This is a genomic window from Stenotrophomonas sp. YJH_SMC_53, assembly GCF_059369995.1.
Window position 1 is genome coordinate 238079 of sequence record NZ_JCAFTF010000004.1, and the last position, 18945, is coordinate 257023.

Here is an 18945-nt window from a genome sequence, read left to right on the forward strand (position 1 = left end):
GATGGCGCCGAACCACGATGGGCTAGGATGGTGCTTTGCCACGGAAGGTCATTGATGCCGTCTTCTTCGCCCCTGACCCTGCCGGCACGCAGCGCCATCGTCCTGCTTGCCCTGCTGCAGGGCCTGATGCTGTATGCCGCGCAGGAGCTGTCCGATGCGTGGCCGTTCCGCGATATCGGCTGGCGCTATTGCTGGTACGCCTGGGTGCTGGCCATTCCCAGCGCAGTGGCGCTGAGCCTGGTGGAACTGGGCCAGCGCCGCCTGTGGCTGCAGGCCGTGCTTGGCTCGACGGTGGTGCTGGCGCTGGCCGGCTGGATCGGCTGGAACCTCAATGGCGAAACCGCACTGGAATCGGGCGCGCTGCAGTTTCCGTTGACCCTGGGCATGGCCGTGGCGGTGTTCGTGGCCCTGCCCTGGTGGCAGTTCCAGCTGCAGCATGGGCACTGGCGCGCCAGCTACCCCGAGTTGTTCGAGCGCGCCTGGCAGAACGGTTTGACCCTGGCCCTGGCGGCGCTGTTCACCGGGCTGACCTGGCTGCTGCTGTGGCTGTGGGCAGCGCTGTTCCAACTGCTGGACGTGAATGTCTTCCGCGACCTGTTCCGGCAGGACGCTTTCATCGCACTGGCCACCGGCAGCCTGGCCGGGTTCGGCGTGCTGATCGGGCGCACCCAGCACCGCGCGATCCAGATCACCCGCCAGGTGCTGTTCGCGATCTGCCGCGGGCTGCTGCCGCTGCTGTCGTTCATCGCCGTATTGTTCGTGCTGAGCCTGCCGCTTACCGGGCTGGAGCCGCTGTGGAAGACCCGTTCGGCCGCCAGCCTGCTGGTGGTGGTGTCGCTGCTGCTGGTGACGTTCACCAATGCGGTCTACCAGCAGGGGGAAGACAGTGCCCCCTACCCTCTCGTGCTGCGCAGGCTGGTCGAAGCCAGCCTGCTGACACTGCCGGTTTACGCCGCGCTGGCACTGTATGCATTGGGCCTGCGCGTGGCGCAGTACGGCTGGACCCTGGATCGCTTCTGGGCGGTGCTCGTCGCATTGGCCACGGCCGGCTATGCCGTGGGCTACGCGCTGGCGGTGCTGCGCCGGCAGCGCCGCTGGCTGCAGATGCTGGAGCCGGTCAACCGCTGGATGTGCTGGGCGGTGCTGGCACTGGCACTGCTGGGCAACTCGCCGCTGCTGGATCCGGTGCGGCTGACCCTGTCCAGCCAGCTGGCGCGCCTGCGTGCGGATCCGCCGGCGATCACCAGCAGCGACGTCAACGTGCTGCGCTTCGATCTGGGGCGCCGTGGCGTGCAGGCGCTGCGCGAACTGCAGCGCGATCCGGCCATCACCGCCGATGCCAACGCGCCACAGGTGATCGCTGCTGCACTGGCACGCACCTCACGCTGGGACGACGGCCACCGCCTCGACAAGGGGCCGCAGGACGTCGCCGCCCTGCAGCGCGCGCTGAAGCTGGCCAAGGGATCCAGTTCGCCACCGGACGACTGGTGGAAAGCTCTGGCCACCCGATCGATCAATGGCGAATCCTGCGCCCAGAGCGAGCGCGACTGCCTGATCGTGCATCGCGACCTGGACGGCGATGGTACCGGCGAGGTGCTGCTGTGCGAGCTGAACACCCACCGTGGACCGGACTGCGTTCTGTACGCACGTGGCAAGGATTCCCAGTGGCGCCGGGCCGGTGCGCTGTTCGGTACCGTCAGCGGCCAGGCCGAGACGATCAACCAGGCCCTGCGTGACGGCAGACTCACGCTCATTCCACCGCGCTGGCCGATGCTGTCCATCGGCGGGCACCCTGCGGTGGCCATCGATCCCGAATCCGAATCCGAATCCGATTCCAACGAGCCTTCCCCATGAGCGGCTACTGCCTCATCGCTCCGGGCCATCCGGTGCACGACCATTACCACGCCAACGAGTACGGCTTCCCGCAGCGTGACGAGCGCGAGCTGTTCGAGCGGCTGGTGCTGGAAATCAACCAGGCCGGCCTGAGCTGGGAAACGATCCTGAAGAAGCGCGAGGGCTTCCGCGCGGCCTACGACGGCTTCGATGTCGACCGCGTGGCGGCGTATGCCGAGCAGGACATCGAGCGCCTGCTGTCGGACGCAGGCATCATCCGCAACCGGCTGAAGGTACGGGCGGCGATCCACAACGCGCAGGTGATCCAGCAGTTGCGGGCCAGCCATGGCAGCTTCGCGGCGTGGCTGGATGCGCACCACCCGCGCAGCAAGGCCGACTGGGTGAAGCTGTTCAAGAAGACGTTCCGCTTCACCGGCGGCGAGATCACCGGCGAATTCCTGATGAGCCTGGGCTACCTGCCCGGTGCGCACGCCGAGGATTGCCCGGTGCATGCACGGCTGCTGATGCTGTCGCCGCCGTGGTTGAAGGCCGCCGCCCGCTGATGGATATCCGCCGGGCATGGCCCGGCGCTGCCATGCATGGGTTCCGGTAGTGCCGGCCGCTGGCCGGCAACACCGTTGAACGTCACACGCCCATGTAGCGGCCGGGGCGGTGGTTGAACATCAGCACCAGGCTGAGCACCACCGCGCCGATGGCCGAATACAGCACCTTCGACGGCGACAACACGAAGAACGCGGCCACCATCAGGCACGCGTCGTAGGACATCTGCACCTTGCCCGCGCTCCAGCCACGGGTGCGCTGCAGGTACACCGCCAGGATGCCGATGCCGCCAAGGCTTGCACGGTGGCGGATGAAGAACAGGATGCCCAGGCCGGACAACGCACCGCCGACAATCGCCGAGTACAGTGGGTTGATGTGCGAGAAGTCGATCCAGCGCGGCAGCAGGTCGGTCAGCACGCCACAGGCGGTGACCGCGGCGAAGGTCTTCAGGGTGAATTCCCAGCCCATGCGGCGCAGCGCCACCCAGTAGAACGGCAGGTTGACCAGCACGAACACCAGGCCGAAGTTCCAGCCCATCGCGTAGTGCAGCAGGAAGGCCATGCCCGCCATGCCGCCGATCATCAGCCCGCCCTTGGCGAAGATGGCCAGGCCCAGCGAGGCCACCATCGTGGCCAGCACCATGCCCTGCACGTCCTCGGCGATCGAGTGACGCAGCGCTTTGTCGTCGGCGGTGGTGCCGGCGCTGTCGGGCGGCGGGGTCAGCGGACCGGCGGTGACCAGGTGGCCGTCAGCGTCGTCGCACGGCGCGGGGCCATGGGAGGGAAGGGACATGCGGGTGGGGAACAGCAGGTGGGGAGCGGTATTAGACACGATCTGCATGACAGTTGCAGATGAAATCGTTCAGCTGAATGCGCCCCAGCCCGCCCTCCGCCGGCCGCCGGCCGCCGGTCACCCCTTGCCGGCGAGATGGTGCGCCACCAGCGCGTTGGCGTGCCCATGGCCCAGGCCGTGTTCGCTCTTCAGGAAGCTGACCAGTTCCATGTGCTTGAGGCCCTTCTTTTTCGACAGCAGGCCGAACCAGTGCGCCACCGGCTGCCCGTAGGTCTTCTCGATTGAGGGGAAGTACGAGGCCGGGCCTTTCGGATTGGTGTCAGTGCTCATCTGCAGCTCCCGTTGAAGTCATTCATTCGACGAACCACAGTCCCTGAAATCGACATCCCTACACGCCCGCCCCAGTGCCGACCAACGGTCGGCACCCACCAAAGCAGAATGCCGTTCCAACAGCTCGCGGGAAACTGTCGAAGGCGGGGTGGGTCCGGTTGAGGGGGCGTGAGCCGCATGGGCCCGAGGCATGCCTCGGGCGGGTTGGGCAGGACGCCCAACCCCGGTCTTGCCGCGTGCGCAGGACAGCGCACACGAGCAAGCGACGACCGCGCCACATGGACGTATTTACGGCGCCCCCCTCAACCGGGCCCACCACGCCATCCCACGGAATGCACGCATTTGACGTTGACGTTGCCTTGGCTTGAAGCAGGTGCCGGGCGCAGCCCGGCCGTATCATTCCCGCATGCCCCGCGAAAATCTCAACGATCTGCAGGCCTTTGTCCACGTTGCCCGCGAGGGCAGCTTCACCAAGGCTGCCGCCCAGCTGGGCGTGTCCCAGTCCGCGCTCAGCCATGCCATGCGCGGACTGGAGCAGCGCCTGGGCGTGCGCCTGCTGACCCGCACCACCCGCAGCGTCTCGACCACCGAAGCCGGTGCCCGCCTGCTCGATACCCTGGCCCCGCGGCTGGCCGAGATCGAGGACGGGCTGGCCGCGCTGGCCGAGTACCGTGAACGCCCGGCCGGCACCATCCGCATCAATGCCACCGGCCACGCCGCCGAGTACATCGCCTGGCCCAGGCTGGCGCCGTTGCTGCGGCAGTATCCGGATTTGAAGGTGGAACTGGCGGCCGACTACGGGTTGGCCGACATCGTGGCCGAGCGCTACGACATCGGCATCCGCCTGGGCGAGCGGCTGGCGCGCGACATGATCGGCGTACCGATCAGCCCGCCGCTGCGCATGCGCGTGGTCGGGGCGCCCAGCTACTTCCGCCAGCACGCGGTGCCGCGGCATCCGGACGACCTGGCCGGGCACAACTGCGTGACCCTGCGGCTGCCTACGCATGGTGGGCTGATGCCGTGGGATTTCGGCCAGGACGGCAATGAACTGAGCGTGCGCGTGAGCGGCCAGTGGACGTTCAACACCATGGGCATGACCCGCACCGCTGCGCTGGCCGGCAGCGGATTGGCCTGGCTGCCGCAAGACCAGGTGCAGCCGATGCTGGACGATGGACGGCTGCAATCAGTGCTGGACGACTGGTGCCCGCACTTCGATGGTTACTACGCGTATTACCCTTCGCGCCGCCACGTGACCGTGGCGATGCGGACGGTGCTTGATGCGCTGCGCGGGCCGATGGGGTGAGGGTTAAGGAGTGCGGACCAACGGTCCGCACCCACCACCAACGGTCCGCACTCACCGGCTGGTCAGCCCTTGGCCTGTGCCGCACGCTGCGGGTTGTAGCGCTCGCCAACGATCGACACTTCGTCCAGCGCCTGCGCGATGCGTTGCAGTTCTTCCGGCGCCAGCTGCAGGTCGGCCGCGCCCAGGTTTTCTTCCAGGCGATGAACCTTGGTGGTGCCCGGAATCGGCACGATCCACGGTGCCTGCGCGAGCAGCCAGGCCAGTGCGACCTGCGCAGGCGTCGCACCGCGCGCTGCCGCAATCGTGCTGATGCGATCCACCAACGCCTGGTTGGCGCGGCGCGCCTCCACTTCGAAACGCGGCACGGTATTGCGGAAGTCGTTGGCGTCGAAGGTGGTATCGGCGTTGATCGCACCGGTCAGGAAGCCGCGGCCCAGCGGGCTGAACGGCACAAAGCCGATGCCCAGCTCCTGCAGCGTCGGCAGCAGCTCACGCTCCGGCTCGCGCCACCACAGCGAATACTCACTCTGCACGGCGGCGACCGGCTGCACGGCATGCGCGCGACGCACGGTGGCAGCACTGGCCTCGGACAGGCCGAAGTGGCCGACCTTGCCCTCGGCGATCAGGTCGCGCACGGTGCCGGCCACATCCTCGATCGGCACGTTCGGGTCGACGCGGTGCTGGTAGAACAGATCGATATGGTCGGTACGCAGGCGCTTGAGGCTGGCTTCGGCCACGGCACGGATGTTCTCCGGGCGGCTGTCCAGGCCAGCATCGGTGCGCGCGTCCTTGAAACCAAACTTGGTGGCGATCACCAGCCTGTCGCGGTGGGGCGCCAAGGCCTGGCCGAGCAGGTCTTCGTTGGTGTACGGGCCGTACACTTCGGCGGTGTCGAAGAAGGTCACGCCGCGCTCGACGGCGGCGTGCAGCAGGGCGATGCCCTGACTCGGTTCGACCGGCTGGCCGTAGGCATGGGTCAGGCCCATGCAGCCCAGTCCCAGGGCGGAAACCTTCAGGCCACTGCGGCCGAGTTCACGTGTCTGCATCGTCGTACTCCAGAGGGGGAGTGCTGACGATACGCCTGCAGTGGCGATGGATTGAACCGGTTGGACGGCAGTCGGTCATGACTGGAATTCATCAATCCGGTCATGACCGATGCCGGCCGGGTCAGCGGATTTCGGAGATTTCCACTCCATCCAGCCCCTGCGACAGGGTGCGCGCGTCGCCGCCCTGGCTGAGTTTGATGCGCAGGCGCACCTCGTTCTGCGAATCGGCGTAGCGCAGCGCGTCCTCGTAGCTGATTTCGCCGGCCTGGTACAGCTCGAACAGGCTCTGGTCGAAGGTCTTCATGCCCAGCTGGACCGAGTCCTTCATCACTTCCTTCAACTTGTGGATCTCGCCGTCGCGGATGTAGTCCTGTACCAGTGGCGTGCCCAGCAGGATCTCCATCGCCACCTTGCGCGAGCGGCCATCGGGCGATGGCACCAGCTGCTGCGCGACCACGCCCTTGAGGTTCAGCGACAGGTCCATCAACAGCTGGTTGCGGCGGTCTTCCGGGAAGAAGTTGACGATGCGGTCCATCGCCTGGTTGGCATTGTTGGCATGCAGCGTGGCCAGCACCAGGTGGCCGGTTTCGGCGAACGCGATGGCGTGGTCCATGCCTTCGCGGGTACGCACCTCGCCGATCATGATCACGTCCGGCGCCTGGCGCAGGGTGTTCTTCAGCGCGGCTTCCCAGCTGTCGGTATCGATGCCGACTTCGCGCTGGGTGATGATGCAGCCCTCGTGCTTGTGCACGAATTCGATCGGGTCTTCGATGGTGATGATGTGGCCGGTCGAGTTCTGGTTGCGGTAACCGATCATCGCCGCCAGCGAAGTCGATTTACCGGTACCGGTAGCACCGACGAACAGGATGATGCCGCGCTTGGTCATCGCCAGCGTCTTGATGATCGGCGGCAGGCTCAGCTCTTCCACGGTCGGAATGCGCGTCTCGATGCGGCGCAGCACCATGCCGACCTGGTTGCGCTGGTAGAAGCAGCTCACGCGGAAACGGCCGACACCGGACAGGCCGATGGCGAAGTTGCATTCGTGGGTCTTCTCGAATTCCTCGCGCTGTGCCGGGGTCATCACGTTGAGGACCAGGTCGCGGCTCTGCTGCGGCGTCAGTGGCGTCTGCGTGATCGGCGAGATCTTGCCGTTGACCTTCATCGCCGGTGGCATGCCGGCGGTGATGAACAGGTCCGAGGCGCGCTGGTGCGCCATCAGCTTGAGGAACGAAGTGAAATCGATGGTGGTCGCGGTGGTGTTCACGGCGGGCTCCCGGAAAGCGGTTTACCAGGTAACGGTCGGTGGAGGAAACAACACGGAGCGGCCGCGCCATTGCGCGCGCCGCCCGTCGCTGTCCCGCCTTACTCGAACAGGCGCTTATCCTTGGCGTACTCGCGGGCCTGGTTGCGGGTGATCAGGCTGCGCTTGACCAGGTCCTGCAGATGCTGGTCCAGGGTCATCATGCCGTACTGCTGGCCAGTCTGGATGGCCGAGTACATCTGCGCCACCTTGTCCTCGCGGATCAGGTTGCGGATGGCCGGGGTGCCGACCATGATTTCCCACGCTGCGGTACGGCCGCCACCGACCTTCTTCAGCAGTGCCTGCGAGATCACCGCACGCAGCGACTCGGACAACATCGAACGCACCATCGGCTTTTCGCCGGCCGGGAACACGTCGATGATACGGTCGATGGTCTTGGCCGCCGAGCTGGTGTGCAGGGTGCCGAACACCAGGTGGCCGGTTTCCGCGGCGGTCAGTGCCAGGCGGATGGTTTCCAGGTCGCGGAGTTCGCCGACCAGGATGATGTCCGGGTCCTCACGCAGTGCCGAGCGCAGTGCTTCGTTGAAGCCATGCGTGTCACGGTGCACTTCGCGCTGGTTGATCAGGCACTTCTGCGAGGTGTGCACGAATTCGATCGGATCCTCGACGGTGAGGATGTGGCCGTATTCGTTCTTGTTGATGTAGTCGATCATCGCCGCCAGCGTGGTCGACTTGCCCGAGCCGGTCGGGCCGGTCACCAGGATCAGGCCCTGCGGCTGCTGGATCACTTCGCGGAACAACGGCGGGCAGGCCAGGTCCTCAAGGGTGAGCACCTCGGACGGAATGGTACGGAACACCGCACCGGCGCCGCGGTTCTGGTTGAACGCGTTCACACGGAAGCGCGCCAGCGACGGGATCTCGAAGGAGAAGTCCACTTCGAGGAATTCCTCGTAATCGCGGCGCTGCTTGTCGGACATGATGTCGTACACCAGCGCATGGACCTGCTTGTGGTCCAGGGCCGGGATGTTGATCCGGCGAACGTCGCCGTCCACGCGGATCATCGGCGGCAGGCCTGCAGACAGGTGCAGGTCGGACGCTTTGTTCTTTACGGAAAACGCCAGCAGTTCGGCGATATCCATGAGCGGCTACTCCCCAATAACGGCTTCGACTGGAAGGATCTTTCCCCGGGCGGCAGTATAGCCTCCTGATTCAACGGAACGCGTTACGTGGCCACTCCCCTGCCCCAGATCCTGAGCAACCTGCATGCCGCCGCCGAGGCGGCCGGCCGGCCCGATCCGCGCCTGCTGGCTGTTTCCAAGACCCAACCGGCCGAGGCCGTGGCTGCGCTGGCCGCACAGGGCCAGCAGGCCTTCGGCGAGAACTATGTGCAGGAAGCGCTGGCCAAGATGCAGGCGCTGCAGCACCTGGCGCTGGAGTGGCACCTGATCGGCCACCTGCAGTCGAACAAGGCCGAGGCGGTGGCCACCCATTTCGACTGGGTGCAGAGCGTGGACCGGCCCAAGCTGGTAGCGGCGCTGGCGCGCCATCGCCCGGCCGCACGCGGCCCGCTGAATGTGCTGATCCAGGTCAACATCGACGATGAATCCAGCAAGCACGGCTGTGCACCGGAGGATGTCGAGGGGCTGGCCGCTGCGATTGCCGCCGAGCCCTCGCTGTGCCTGCGTGGCCTGATGGCGATTCCCGCGCCATGGCCCGAGGCCGAGCGTCGCCGCGATGCATTCGTGCGCATGCGCACACTTTTCCAGTCGCTGGCCGCCCAGCGCGCGCAGGTCGACACGCTGTCGATGGGCATGAGCAGCGACTACGCCGAAGCCATCGCCGAGGGCGCCACCCTGGTGCGCATCGGCACCGCCCTGTTCGGCGCGCGCGCGCGACCGGCCTGATTTTCCAAGGAGACATCCATGGCAGCTGATTCCATCACCTTCATCGGCGGCGGCAACATGGCGCGCAGCCTGATCGCCGGCCTGATCCGCCAGGGCGTGCCGGCCGCGCACATCCATGTGGCCGAACCGGTTGCAGCGCTGCGCGAGTCGCTGGCTGCCGACTTCGGCGTGCAGGTGCACGACAACGCCACCGATGCCGGCGCACAGGGCGGCACCTGGCTGCTGGCGGTGAAGCCGCAGGTGCTGCGTGAGGTCTGCCAGTCGCTGCTGGCACTGGCCCAGGCAAACCGGCCGCTGGTGGTGTCGATCGCCGCCGGCATCACCAGCGCACAGCTGGAACGCTGGCTGGGTGGCAACCTGCCGGTGGTGCGTGCGATGCCCAATACCCCCGCTCTGCTCGGCGCCGGCGTGACCGGCCTGTATGCCACTGCATCGGTGGATGCGCAGCAGCACGCGCAGGCCGAACAGGTGCTGGCCAGTGCCGGGCGCACGGTGTGGATCGATAGTGAGGCGCTGATGGATTCGGTGACTGCCGTGTCCGGCAGTGGACCGGCCTATGTGTTCCTGCTGGCCGAAGCGATGGAAGCGGCGGGTATCGCCCAGGGCCTGCCGGCCGACGCCGCGCGCACGCTGGTGGTGCAGACCCTGCTGGGCGCCTCGCGCATGCTGGATGAGGCCGGTGAGAGCCCCGCAGAGCTGCGCCGACGCGTGACGTCACCCAACGGCACTACCCAGGCCGCGATCGAGAGCTTCCAGGCTGGCGGCTTCGAGGCACTGGTGGACAAGGCACTGCGCGCCGCGCAGGTGCGTGGACAGGAATTGTCTGCGGCGAATGATTGATCCCCTGGGGTCAGATCCCTTTGCCTCGGCAAAGGGATCGGACCCCATCTATCCCGATGATCATTGCCCCAATGTGGTCATGACGAAATCGACGAAGCACTGCAAACGCGGGCGCGGGCGTCGATCGGGCAGGTAGATCAGGTGCATCGGCCGCGGTTCGGGCAGGTAGTCGCGCAGCAGCGGCTTCAACCGCCCCGCTGCGATCTCCGCCGCCAGCAGTGCGGTGGGCTGCAGTACCAGCCCGGCCCCGGCCACGGCGGCTTCACGCAATGCGAAGCCATCGTTGCTGCTCAGCCGCGCCTCCCAGTCGACCTGTTCGCCGTTGGCCAACTGCCAGCCATGCCCGCCGCGCCAGGCCAGATGGCTCAGGCAGTCGTGCCCCTGCAGGTCGTCCGGTGTTCGCGGCGTGCCGCGCCTGCGCAGGTAAGACGGCGCCGCGCACAGGCTCATCGCATACGGCGGCAGCGGCCGCGCCACCACCTCCTGCGAAGGCAACGGCCCGACCCGGATCGCCGCGTCGAAGCCATCTTCGATCAGGTCCACGCGGCGGTTGCTCAGGTCCAGCTCGATGTTCAACTGCGGCTGCGCACGCAGCAGGCCAGCCAGCTGCGGCGCCAGCACGCAGCTGCCCCAGGTGGTGGGCGCGCTGACCCGCAACAGGCCACGCGGCTGTACCTGCAGGCCGGCCACATCGGCCTCGGCCTGCTGCACCTGCTCCAGCACCTGCCGGCACCCGGCCAGGTAGGCGCTGCCGGCTTCGGTCAAGCGCTGGCGGCGGGTGTTCCGTTGCAGCAACGCGGTGCCCAGATGTGCTTCCAACTGCTGGATGTACTTGCCCACCATCACCGCCGACACCTGCAGCTGTTCGGCGGCGCCGGCGAAGCTGCCGCGCTCGGCCACTGCCACAAAGGCCTGCATGCAGCGAAGGGTATCCATTGCTAATCCAGAGTTAGGAATCTGCGAATCATACGCCGCTTACCTAACCCCACTGTGACGGCGCAGACTGCGCTCACTCCCACACGCAAGGAACGGCCATGAAGATTCTCCTCGTCGGTGCCAGCGGCACCCTCGGCCAGGCAGTCGCCCGCCAGCTCGGCCAGCAGCACCAGATCATCGCCGCCGGTCGCCACAGTGGCGAACTGCGTGTGGACCTGACCGACGACGCCAGCGTTGCCGAACTGTTCGCGCGTACCGGCCCGGTCGATGCGGTGATCTCAACCGCTGGAAAGCTGTACTTCGGCCCGCTGCAGGAGATGACGCCCGAGCAGTTCAACATCGGCCTGCAGGACAAGCTGCTGGGCCAGGTGCGGCTGGCACTGGCCGCGCAGCACCAACTCAACAGCGGCGGCTCGATCACCCTGACCAGCGGCATCATCAGCGCGCAGCCGATCCGCGACGGCGTCAACGCCACCGCAGTGAATGCCGCACTGGAAGGCTTCGTGCGCGCTGCCGCACTGGAGCTGCTGCCGCGCGGCCTGCGCATCAACGTGGTCAGCCCGAACGTACTGATCGAATCGATGGCGGCCTACGGCCCCTACTTCCCGGGCTTCGAAGCGGTAAGCGCGCAACGCGCCGCACTGGCCTTCCAGCGTGCAGTGGAAGGCATCCAGAGCGGCGAGACGATCACGGTCTGGTAAGAAAAAGGGGACGGAGGGGATTAAGTCGTTTTCGTCCGCCGGGCATGGCCCGGCGCTACCGGGAGCGCGTCCCCTTTTTCATTCCCAGCGCATCGGGCCATCGCCGCGTTCGCCGAGAACGTCGCCAGGGTTGGCCAGGCGGCAATGCTGCAGTGACAGGCAGCCACAGCCGATGCAGCCGGTCAGTTCATCGCGCAGCAGCTGCAGCATGTGGATGCGCTGTTCCAGCTCGGTGCGCCAGCGCGCGGACAGCTTGGCCCAGTCAGCCTTGGTCGGTGCACGGCCTTCAGGCAGGCTCTCGAAGGCGCGGCCGACCGCTTCCAATGGCATGCCCACCCGCTGCGCAACGCGGATCACCGCCAGCCGGCGCAGCACGTCGCGGCTGTAACGGCGTTGGTTGCCCGAGGTGCGCAGGCTGCTGATCAGCCCCTTGCGCTCGTAGAAATGCAGTGCGGAAACGGCCACGCCACTGCGCTGGGAGACCTCGCCAACGCTGAGTTCCTGGGATGCCATTGCTTGACCTCAACTACAGTTGAGGTGGCATGCTGCTATCTTCGCCGCCCGTTGACAAGCGCGGCCCGCCCCCTGACCGGTATGACCCCGACCCTCTCTCCCGCCGACACCCGCCTGCCGGCTGACACATCGATCCTGTCCGCGCGCTACCGCGCCACCACCCTCGGCATGGTCGCGCTGGTCGCGCTGCACGCCTTCGAAGCATTGGCCGTCGCGGCCGCGATGCCCACCGTGGCCGAAGCACTCAGTGGCCTGCGCCTGTATGCGCTGGCCTTCGGCGGCACACTGGCCACCAGCGTGATCGGCATGACCCTGGCCGGACGCTGGGCCGACCGCCAGGGCCCGGCACGGCCGCTGTGGTACGGCCTGGCCTGCTTCGTGCTGGGCCTGCTGCTGGCCGGCTTCGCCGTGCGCATGGGCATGCTGGTGGCCGGGCGCCTGCTGCAGGGCCTGGGTGCGGGCGCGATTTCGGTCTCGCTGTACGTGATGGTCGGCCGCAGCTACCCCGAGCACCTGCGGCCGAAGGTGTTCGCGGCATTCTCGGCGGGCTGGGTGGTGCCCTCGATGGTCGGCCCGGCGCTGAGCGGCCTGATCGTCCAGCATCTCGGCTGGCGCTGGGTGTTCCTGGCGGTACCGCTGCTGGCAGTCCCTGCTGCCCTGTTGCTGCGGCCTGCGCTGGCGCGCACGCAGCCTTCCGCCGACAGCAGCAACGACGAGGGGCGCGGGAACATCGTGCGCTGGGCAAGTGGTGCATCGCTGGCGGCGCTGCTGCTGTACTTCGGCGGCCAGCAGCACGGTCCGACCGCCCTGCTCTGCATCGGCGTGGCGATGCTGGCGCTGCTGCTATGCGTGCATCGCCTGCTGCCGGCCGGAACACTGATCCTGCGCAGAGGCCTGCCCAGCGTGATCGCACTGCGCGGCGTCGCCGCTGCCGCATTCTTCGCCTGCGAAGCCTACCTGCCGCTGCTGCTGCAGCGCGAACGCGGACTCCCGCCCAGCTGGGCCGGCGCGGTGCTCAGCCTCGGCGCACTCGGTTGGTTCGCCGGCTCCTGGCTGCAGGGTCACCAGCAGCGCGGCTGGTCACGCCAGCAGCTGCTGCGCGTCGGCACGGCGATGATGACGGTGGGCATCGCCGCAACGCTTGCGGTGTTGTTCAATGCAGTGCCATTGCCGGTGGCCCTGGTGGGCTGGACGGTCACCGGTTTCGGCATGGGCATGATCTACGCCAGCCTCTCGGTACTCACGCTTTCGCTGTCAGCAGCGCATGAGCAGGGTGCCAACACGTCGGCCCTGCAGCTGAGCGAGGCCCTGTCGGTGACCACCGCGCTGGCGGTCTCCGGTGCGTTGTTCGCGCTGTTCGTGGAAAGCGCGCCGCACACCGGCTACCTGCTGTGCCTGGCGATCACTTTCGGCCTGGCGGTGCTGGCCGCGGCGATCGCACGGCGGGTGTAGGCAGCCACATTACGGTAGTGCCGGCCGCTGGCCGGCAACCTCCGCGCACACAGGAATGCCGTGATGATGCCGGCCAGCGGCCGGCACTACCTGGTAGCGGCGCCCACGTCATCTATATCCCGGTGCAGGATGCGCCGCACTTCCAGCACCGCTTGCGGGGTCTCCTGCACACTGTGGCCGGAAATGATGACCTTCTCCGACAGCGCCCCCGGCAGGTGCGCACTCCAGTACGGCACCAGTCCGTCATCGGACTTGTCCACTGGCAGCTCCGGCTTGCGCTGGGCGATGATCGAGTGGTACTTCAGTCCCGCTTCGATCGGCAGCTGCGCTGCGGCCTTGACGAACGGGTCGCTGGCCTTGAGGTTGTCGATGCTGTTGGGAATCTTCGGCTTGGCCGTGCCATCGACCTGCTGCTCGGCCTGCGCCAGCGCCATGAACACGTCCTCGAACTTGCCGAGGATGGTCAGTGGCAGGCGCACCAGCCGGCCCAGCAGGCGCCCGACCTTGTTGCCGGCAATATCGGTGCCCTGGTGCGGCGCAGCGATGAAGATCGCACGCTCCACGTTCGGCTGTGCCTTGAAATGCAGCAACGGCCCCAGCTTGTTCTGCACGCGCTTCAGACGTTCGCCCTTCAGGTCATAGTTGGCCAGCAGGTCGTTCCACAGCACGTCACCGGAATCGCTCACCAGCAGCCGCGCGAGCACGCCGCCCATGCTGTGGCCGATGTAGACCATGTCCTTCGATGCACGCGTGCTGCCATTGGGATCGAAGTGCTTCAGCGTGTCGTTGAACGCATTGGCGATCTCGTAGCGGTTCAACGCGATCGGTGCGTTGGTCGGGTAATAGACCTGCCACACCTGGAACTGCTGGCGCAGCTCGGGGTCGCCCATGATCTCATTGGCCAGGTTCACCCAGGCTTCCGGGCTGCTGGCCAGGCCGTGCAGCATGAAGATGATGCGGCGGTTCGGGTCCCACGGCTGCATCAGGTAGATGTGTGGCTCGCCGATGCCCTCGCTCATGCCGAACAGGGTGCGCAGTGACTGCCGGGCGAAACCGCTCTGGGCAAGCCACAGGCCGTAGGCCGCGGTGAAATTGCCGGCCAGCGGCACCTGTTCGCCGTGCAGGGTGATGCGCTCGGTGGCTTCCGGCGAATAGGCATCCAGTTCAACCCGGCGCGTCCGCATCACATCGTCCAGGCTGCTGCCTTCGAAGCGCAGCAACGCGGTGACGTTGATCGAGGACATCTCGCTGAACTCGGGCACCGAATCGTCATGCCGATGACGGCGGCCACGGCGTGCGCCCTCTTCGTCATCCTGCGGTGTCTCCGCCTTCGGGCCTTCAGGCGCGATCACCGGTGCGACCAGCTTCGGCGGGTCCATCACCATCACCAGCTCGGCACCGAAGCCATCACGGCGATAAGTACTGCGCAGCCCGACGAAGCTGACCGTGCCAGCCGGCACCAGCTGCGCGGGAATGCTCTTCAGGTTCAGCTGCTGGTAGTTGGAAGCCAGCGACCAGCTGCCAACCGAGATCGGCTTCGTGTAGTCCTCGCCAGCCAACGCAGCGGCGCGCGCGCGGACGAACAGCACCACCGCCGCCTTCTCGGCCGCGTAGTTGTAGTAGTCACGCACCTGCGTCTGCCGGTCTTCGAAGGCGCGATCCGATGGTGAGCGGCCGCTGTAGAACAGGTAGGCATAGGCGTAGCGCGCGGCTTCCAGCCAAGCGTCCAGCGCTGCGTCGCTCATCGGCGGATCGCCGGCTGCGGTCTTCTTCGGCGTCAGCGCCAGCGCGGCCTTCACCCACAGTTCGGACAGCGCAGACAGCCGCTGCTCGACATTGAGATCGTCGGTCATCAGCAGCGTGCTGCGGCAGACCAGGAAGTCCTTCTCGCACTGCGATTCGTCCAGGCCTGCCGCGCTTAGCGTCTCGCGCGCAGCGGGGCTGAGCTTGCCGGTATTGAGCACGTCGGCACGCTTATTGACCAGCGAATCGCTGGATTTGACCTGCTTGACGGTGACCATCGCGCAACCACTGCTGCCCAGCAGCAGGAAGGCGGCGAACAACACCGGCAGCGCACGCTGCCAGCGGATCAGGAGGAGTCGAGTCATTACTGCGGGTCCTGCTCGGTGCCAGGTACGCCCTGGCGGATCACGGTGGAGAAGTGGTCGCCGCTGCCCAGGTCCAACGCACGCTGGGTGATACGGCCCTTGTCATGCAGCTCGGCATAAGGCACGCCTGGGGTGAGTGCGCCGACCTCCTGCGCATACTCGGCCAGATACCCGGACAGCAGCAGGCGGTAGTCCAGCGGCAGGCGCGGCGCGATGTGGCGGGCCAGGTCGAAGACGATGGTGGTGCAGTTGCTGGTGAGCGTGTTGTAGAAGCCCGGCTTCGCATCCAGTTCGCGCGCCTGCGCGATGTACGCGGCAAACAGTTCCTTCAGCTGCGCGTGGTCCATGCCGTGCAGGCGGTACAGATAGACATCCTCGCCACGCGCGTTGGTGCGGGTGCGGATGATGTCGGTCTCTTCCGAGGCCACCAGGGTCATCTCGAACTTGCGGAAGAACCCGCCCAGTGCCGAAAACGATTCGCCTCGCTCCTTGCGGATCTCCAGCGAGAACACCACGTGGCGACCGTCCTCGAAACCGAACGAGATGAGGGTGTGGGCGATCGCCGGGCCCATCCAGTACGACAGCACCAGATCGGCCGAGCGCAACTGGTCCAGGTCGTATTCGCGGCGCACCCAGCGCGCGTCGTAGTCGGTTTCGCTGCGCCAGGTGAAATCACGCACGTTGTCGAACGCCACGTGGCGCCCGTCGAAGGACACCACATGCAGGCGCTGGGCCACGTCATCGGCCCACACGCGGTCCTGGCGTGGGGTCAGCAGCAGCCACCACAGGCCGGCCAGCGCCAGCGCAGCGCCATACGCCATGCCGAGGCGGCGGTTGCTGCGACCACGCGCGACCCGCCACGACGCCCACAGCGCAACCAGCAGCCACAGCGCCGCAACGCCATTGGCCAGCCAGCCCGGCCCCGGCACCTGATAGGCCAGCAGCCCGGTCACCCACAACGCCGCCAGCGCCATGGCACTTCCTGTCATCCAACGTCCTGCGGCTTTCACTGGCATCCTGTCGCGGTCCCGAAGCCGCATAGTTAGCCACAAGCGGGTCCACCGTGGCATCTACGGCCTGTTCAGGCACGCCGGCGCACCGTCTGCGGCGGTCCATGCGGCCAGGTTCACTTCACAGGAGCAACGATGGGCATCACTTCCGTGGCCGGCGTTCCGGTCCAACCCCAGCACCGCGCCACCTGCCACTGCGGCACGGTCGAGCTGCTGCTGGACCTGCCGGACGGCATCGTCGATCCACGCCGCTGCGACTGCTCGATGTGCCGGCGCCGGGGTGCCATTGCAGCCAGCGTTGCCCGCGCGGGCCTGCAGGTCGTGCGCGGGCAGAACCACCTGCAGCTGTACCAGTTCAACACCCATGTGGCCGAGCACTACTTCTGCGGGGTGTGCGGCATCTACACCCATCACCGGCGCCGCTCCAACCCGGACCAGTACGGCTACAACGTGGCGTGCCTGGAAGGCATCGACCCGTTTGCGCTGGGGGTCATTCCGGTCAGCGACGGGGTCAACCACCCGTCAGACCGCACCGGCTAGTGGCGCGTGCGCCGCGGCGGCGTGGCGATCTTCTGCCAGGGCGCCATGCCGCTGCGCCCCGCCCGCGCGGGTCGTTTCAGCCAAGGCCGGCGCGGCGGTGCCTGCGGCGCGTCCGCGACCGGGGGAGGAAGCGGTCTACGGCCGGGCCAGAGATGGTCGAGCAGCCACATGGCGGGTCTCCGTGGGGGACGGGGACGATCAACATTAGACCTGGGTGGGCATGGGCGGCGTGAGCGGAAGACGACAACGGGATGACGGCGGAGGGGGCGATGAGCCTGCTACGCCGTATGCCCGGCCAACGCGCCTTTGCGTTTCCGCAGCAACAGGTGCAACAACACAGCACACGCAGCCGTCAGCAGCGCCAGTACACGCAGCAGTGTTGCCATCGCCTTGGTGCTGACCTGCTGCAGCTGCTCAGCGCTCATCGCCGGCAGCAGCGCCACAGCCTGCGCGCGGGACCCGCTCGCCAGATAAGCGCCGGCACGCGCCAACGACGCGGGCGAAGCCCCTTGCAGCTGCCGACCGATCAGCAGCGCGAGCAGTGCAGTCACCGCAGCCAACGCGATGCCTTCGCCGGCCACCCGTACGGTTCCAAAGATGCCTGCAGCCATGCCCGCACGTTGCACCGGTACCACGCTCACCGACAGCCCATCCATCAGCCCCCACGGCAACGCCGTTCCTGCGCCGATCAGCATCAGCAACGGTACCCACTGCGAGGGCGATGGGTGCGACGCCTGCCGCGACAGCAGGTACAGACCGGAGGCACACACCAGCAGTCCCAAAGTGCAAAGCCGCGCACTTCCCACGCGCTCCGCCCAGCGCGCGGCAAGCAAGGGCAGCACAAGCATCGGTGCGGACAGGGCCAGCATCTGCAGCCCCACCTGTGTCGGGCTCTGTCCAAGTACGCCGAGCAGCTGCAGGGGCAGTACGACCAGCAGCACTACGTAGCCGAAGCAGGTCGCCACCGGCAGCAGCTGGACGCCGAGGAACGCCGGTTGCGAGAACAGTGAGAGGTCCAGCAATGGTGATGGGTGCCGTCGTTCGATAGTGACGAACACCCCGCCCAACAACAGCGTCGCCAGCAGCGCCAGTTGTACACGCACGGCGTGCAGGCCGAACTCGCCCAGCCACAGCAGGGCCAGGGTCAACGCAGCCAGCGTCAGGCTGAAACTCAGCATGCCGCCGATATCCAGCCGTCGGCGCTCGCCATGGCTTTCGGGCAACGCGCGCGCGGCCAGTGCGAACGCCGCCAACGTCAGCACACCGCCCGCAGCGAACACGCTGCGCCAGCCCAGCGCCTGCAGCAGCAGGCCCGCGAGCAGCGGCCCCAGCGCCAGGCCCGCACCGAATGTCGTGCCCAGCAGGGCGAAGACACGGGCACGCCTCGGTCCCTGCCAGCCCTGCGCCAGCGCAGCGGTGCCCGAGGCCAGCGCTGCGGCGGCGGCAACGCCCTGCAGGCCGCGCGCCAGATCCAGCCACAGCAGCGTAGGCGACAGGCATACAGCGGCCGTCGCGACGGTGAAGCCGGCCGTGCCCAGCAGGAACATCCGCCGTCGGCCATGGCGATCAGCCAGGCCACCGGCAGCGAGCAGCAGGCTGCCGAAGGTGAGCATGAAGGCGTTGGTCACCCAGGCCAGCGCAGTGGGCGATGCCACTGCGGAGCGGGCCAGCACCGGCACCGCGACGGCACCGGCGGTGAAGGACAACGGCAGCGCCAGCGCGGCCAGGCAAACCGCAAGCAGCGTCCAGCGTTGCGGCGTTTGGGCAGGTACAGGGAGCATCGAAACCGGGGCCATGCGGGCCTCCATCCATCAG

At 67.2% G+C, this 18945-nt stretch carries 18 protein-coding genes; 8 read left to right on the forward strand and 10 right to left on the reverse strand.

Annotation, left to right across the window (positions count from 1 at the left end; translation table 11 throughout):
* Positions 1–54: 54 nt before the first annotated feature.
* Both AC5P7X_RS08280 and AC5P7X_RS08285 read left to right on the forward strand, forming a co-directional pair.
* Positions 55–1854, forward strand: a complete 1800-nt coding sequence (locus AC5P7X_RS08280; RefSeq protein ID WP_495214720.1) for a DUF4153 domain-containing protein — start codon at positions 55–57, stop codon at positions 1852–1854.
* Positions 1851–2396 (forward strand): DNA-3-methyladenine glycosylase I, encoded by a 546-nt coding sequence (locus AC5P7X_RS08285; RefSeq protein WP_053500765.1) that lies wholly within the window; start codon positions 1851–1853, stop codon positions 2394–2396. The genes AC5P7X_RS08280 and AC5P7X_RS08285 overlap by 4 nt, the downstream gene beginning before the upstream one ends.
* Positions 2397–2478: 82 nt before the next feature.
* Here AC5P7X_RS08285 and AC5P7X_RS08290 read toward each other — a convergent pair whose 3' ends face one another.
* Together AC5P7X_RS08290 and AC5P7X_RS08295 are read right to left on the reverse strand one after the other, a co-directional pair.
* A complete protein-coding gene (locus AC5P7X_RS08290) occupies positions 2479–3186 on the reverse strand; it encodes a YitT family protein (protein ID WP_005415543.1) in 708 nt (235 codons plus the stop codon).
* A 117-nt stretch (positions 3187–3303) separates the two neighbouring features.
* The gene (locus AC5P7X_RS08295; RefSeq protein ID WP_053500763.1) at positions 3304–3516 is read right to left on the reverse strand and encodes a DUF4287 domain-containing protein; all 213 of its coding nucleotides are present in this window, start codon (positions 3514–3516) and stop codon (positions 3304–3306) included.
* Between the two features lie 406 nt (positions 3517–3922).
* On the opposite strand from AC5P7X_RS08295, the gene AC5P7X_RS08300 reads away from it, so the two are divergent.
* The gene (locus AC5P7X_RS08300) at positions 3923–4819 is read left to right on the forward strand and encodes a LysR family transcriptional regulator (RefSeq protein WP_329841413.1); all 897 of its coding nucleotides are present in this window, start codon (positions 3923–3925) and stop codon (positions 4817–4819) included.
* 62 nt (positions 4820–4881) lie between these two features.
* Here the strand turns inward: AC5P7X_RS08300 and AC5P7X_RS08305 are convergent, their stop codons facing one another.
* The 3 genes from AC5P7X_RS08305 to AC5P7X_RS08315 all read right to left on the reverse strand — a co-directional run bounded on the left by AC5P7X_RS08305 (position 4882) and on the right by AC5P7X_RS08315 (position 8265).
* Positions 4882–5865, reverse strand: a complete 984-nt coding sequence (locus AC5P7X_RS08305) for an aldo/keto reductase (RefSeq protein WP_065197106.1) — start codon at positions 5863–5865, stop codon at positions 4882–4884.
* A 121-nt stretch (positions 5866–5986) separates the two neighbouring features.
* Positions 5987–7129, reverse strand: coding sequence for a PilT/PilU family type 4a pilus ATPase (locus tag AC5P7X_RS08310; RefSeq protein WP_005415539.1), 1143 nt, complete (start codon positions 7127–7129; stop codon positions 5987–5989).
* 98 nt (positions 7130–7227) lie between these two features.
* On the reverse strand, positions 7228–8265 hold the full coding sequence (locus AC5P7X_RS08315; RefSeq protein WP_004147099.1) for a type IV pilus twitching motility protein PilT: 1038 nt from the start codon (positions 8263–8265) through the stop codon (positions 7228–7230).
* A gap of 87 nt (positions 8266–8352) precedes the next feature.
* On the opposite strand from AC5P7X_RS08315, the gene AC5P7X_RS08320 reads away from it, so the two are divergent.
* Both AC5P7X_RS08320 and proC read left to right on the forward strand, forming a co-directional pair.
* The gene (locus AC5P7X_RS08320; protein WP_053499787.1) at positions 8353–9030 is read left to right on the forward strand and encodes a YggS family pyridoxal phosphate-dependent enzyme; all 678 of its coding nucleotides are present in this window, start codon (positions 8353–8355) and stop codon (positions 9028–9030) included.
* Between the two features lie 18 nt (positions 9031–9048).
* Positions 9049–9870, forward strand: a complete 822-nt coding sequence (gene proC / locus AC5P7X_RS08325) for a pyrroline-5-carboxylate reductase (RefSeq protein WP_065197108.1) — start codon at positions 9049–9051, stop codon at positions 9868–9870.
* Positions 9871–9930: 60 nt separating this feature from the next.
* Here proC and AC5P7X_RS08330 read toward each other — a convergent pair whose 3' ends face one another.
* On the reverse strand, positions 9931–10806 hold the full coding sequence (locus AC5P7X_RS08330; RefSeq protein ID WP_065197109.1) for a LysR family transcriptional regulator: 876 nt from the start codon (positions 10804–10806) through the stop codon (positions 9931–9933).
* A gap of 98 nt (positions 10807–10904) precedes the next feature.
* Between AC5P7X_RS08330 and AC5P7X_RS08335 the strand changes: the two genes are divergently transcribed.
* Complete coding sequence (locus AC5P7X_RS08335) at positions 10905–11507, forward strand: short chain dehydrogenase (RefSeq protein ID WP_495214722.1); 603 nt, start codon at positions 10905–10907, stop codon at positions 11505–11507.
* Between the two features lie 78 nt (positions 11508–11585).
* Here AC5P7X_RS08335 and soxR read toward each other — a convergent pair whose 3' ends face one another.
* Positions 11586–12020: a redox-sensitive transcriptional activator SoxR gene (soxR, locus tag AC5P7X_RS08340; RefSeq protein ID WP_111175615.1), complete on the reverse strand. Its 435-nt coding sequence runs from the start codon at positions 12018–12020 to the stop codon at positions 11586–11588.
* An 81-nt stretch (positions 12021–12101) separates the two neighbouring features.
* Between soxR and AC5P7X_RS08345 the strand changes: the two genes are divergently transcribed.
* On the forward strand, positions 12102–13472 hold the full coding sequence (locus AC5P7X_RS08345; protein ID WP_495214723.1) for an MFS transporter: 1371 nt from the start codon (positions 12102–12104) through the stop codon (positions 13470–13472).
* An 86-nt stretch (positions 13473–13558) separates the two neighbouring features.
* On the opposite strand, the gene AC5P7X_RS08350 is transcribed toward AC5P7X_RS08345, so the two are convergent.
* Both AC5P7X_RS08350 and AC5P7X_RS08355 read right to left on the reverse strand, forming a co-directional pair.
* The gene (locus tag AC5P7X_RS08350; protein WP_329841410.1) at positions 13559–15580 is read right to left on the reverse strand and encodes an esterase/lipase family protein; all 2022 of its coding nucleotides are present in this window, start codon (positions 15578–15580) and stop codon (positions 13559–13561) included.
* Complete coding sequence (locus AC5P7X_RS08355) at positions 15580–16554, reverse strand: Lnb N-terminal periplasmic domain-containing protein (RefSeq protein WP_053499777.1); 975 nt, start codon at positions 16552–16554, stop codon at positions 15580–15582. Before AC5P7X_RS08355 ends, AC5P7X_RS08350 begins: the two co-directional genes overlap by 1 nt.
* A gap of 171 nt (positions 16555–16725) precedes the next feature.
* Between AC5P7X_RS08355 and AC5P7X_RS08360 the strand changes: the two genes are divergently transcribed.
* Positions 16726–17130, forward strand: coding sequence for a GFA family protein (locus AC5P7X_RS08360; protein WP_329841409.1), 405 nt, complete (start codon positions 16726–16728; stop codon positions 17128–17130).
* 278 nt (positions 17131–17408) lie between these two features.
* Here the strand turns inward: AC5P7X_RS08360 and AC5P7X_RS08365 are convergent, their stop codons facing one another.
* A complete protein-coding gene (locus AC5P7X_RS08365) occupies positions 17409–18926 on the reverse strand; it encodes an MFS transporter (RefSeq protein ID WP_329841407.1) in 1518 nt (505 codons plus the stop codon).
* Positions 18927–18945 lie beyond the last annotated feature (19 nt).

Excerpts from the sequence above, each read along its gene's own strand:
- AC5P7X_RS08280 (WP_495214720.1), top strand. The coding sequence starts at position 55 with ATGCCGTCTTCTTCGCCCCTGACCCTGCCGGCACGCAGCGCCATCGTC.
- AC5P7X_RS08285 (WP_053500765.1), top strand. The coding sequence starts at position 1,851 with ATGAGCGGCTACTGCCTCATCGCTCCGGGCCATCCGGTGCACGACCAT.
- AC5P7X_RS08290 (WP_005415543.1), bottom strand. The coding sequence starts at position 3,186 with ATGTCCCTTCCCTCCCATGGCCCCGCGCCGTGCGACGACGCTGACGGC.
- AC5P7X_RS08295 (WP_053500763.1), bottom strand. The coding sequence starts at position 3,516 with ATGAGCACTGACACCAATCCGAAAGGCCCGGCCTCGTACTTCCCCTCA.
- AC5P7X_RS08300 (WP_329841413.1), top strand. The coding sequence starts at position 3,923 with ATGCCCCGCGAAAATCTCAACGATCTGCAGGCCTTTGTCCACGTTGCC.
- AC5P7X_RS08305 (WP_065197106.1), bottom strand. The coding sequence starts at position 5,865 with ATGCAGACACGTGAACTCGGCCGCAGTGGCCTGAAGGTTTCCGCCCTG.
- AC5P7X_RS08315 (WP_004147099.1), bottom strand. The coding sequence starts at position 8,265 with ATGGATATCGCCGAACTGCTGGCGTTTTCCGTAAAGAACAAAGCGTCC.
- proC (WP_065197108.1), top strand. The coding sequence starts at position 9,049 with ATGGCAGCTGATTCCATCACCTTCATCGGCGGCGGCAACATGGCGCGC.
- AC5P7X_RS08330 (WP_065197109.1), bottom strand. The coding sequence starts at position 10,806 with ATGGATACCCTTCGCTGCATGCAGGCCTTTGTGGCAGTGGCCGAGCGC.
- AC5P7X_RS08335 (WP_495214722.1), top strand. The coding sequence starts at position 10,905 with ATGAAGATTCTCCTCGTCGGTGCCAGCGGCACCCTCGGCCAGGCAGTC.
- soxR (WP_111175615.1), bottom strand. The coding sequence starts at position 12,020 with ATGGCATCCCAGGAACTCAGCGTTGGCGAGGTCTCCCAGCGCAGTGGC.
- AC5P7X_RS08345 (WP_495214723.1), top strand. The coding sequence starts at position 12,102 with ATGACCCCGACCCTCTCTCCCGCCGACACCCGCCTGCCGGCTGACACA.
- AC5P7X_RS08350 (WP_329841410.1), bottom strand. The coding sequence starts at position 15,580 with ATGACTCGACTCCTCCTGATCCGCTGGCAGCGTGCGCTGCCGGTGTTG.
- AC5P7X_RS08355 (WP_053499777.1), bottom strand. The coding sequence starts at position 16,554 with ATGGCGCTGGCGGCGTTGTGGGTGACCGGGCTGCTGGCCTATCAGGTG.
- AC5P7X_RS08360 (WP_329841409.1), top strand. The coding sequence starts at position 16,726 with ATGGGCATCACTTCCGTGGCCGGCGTTCCGGTCCAACCCCAGCACCGC.
- AC5P7X_RS08365 (WP_329841407.1), bottom strand. The coding sequence starts at position 18,926 with ATGGCCCCGGTTTCGATGCTCCCTGTACCTGCCCAAACGCCGCAACGC.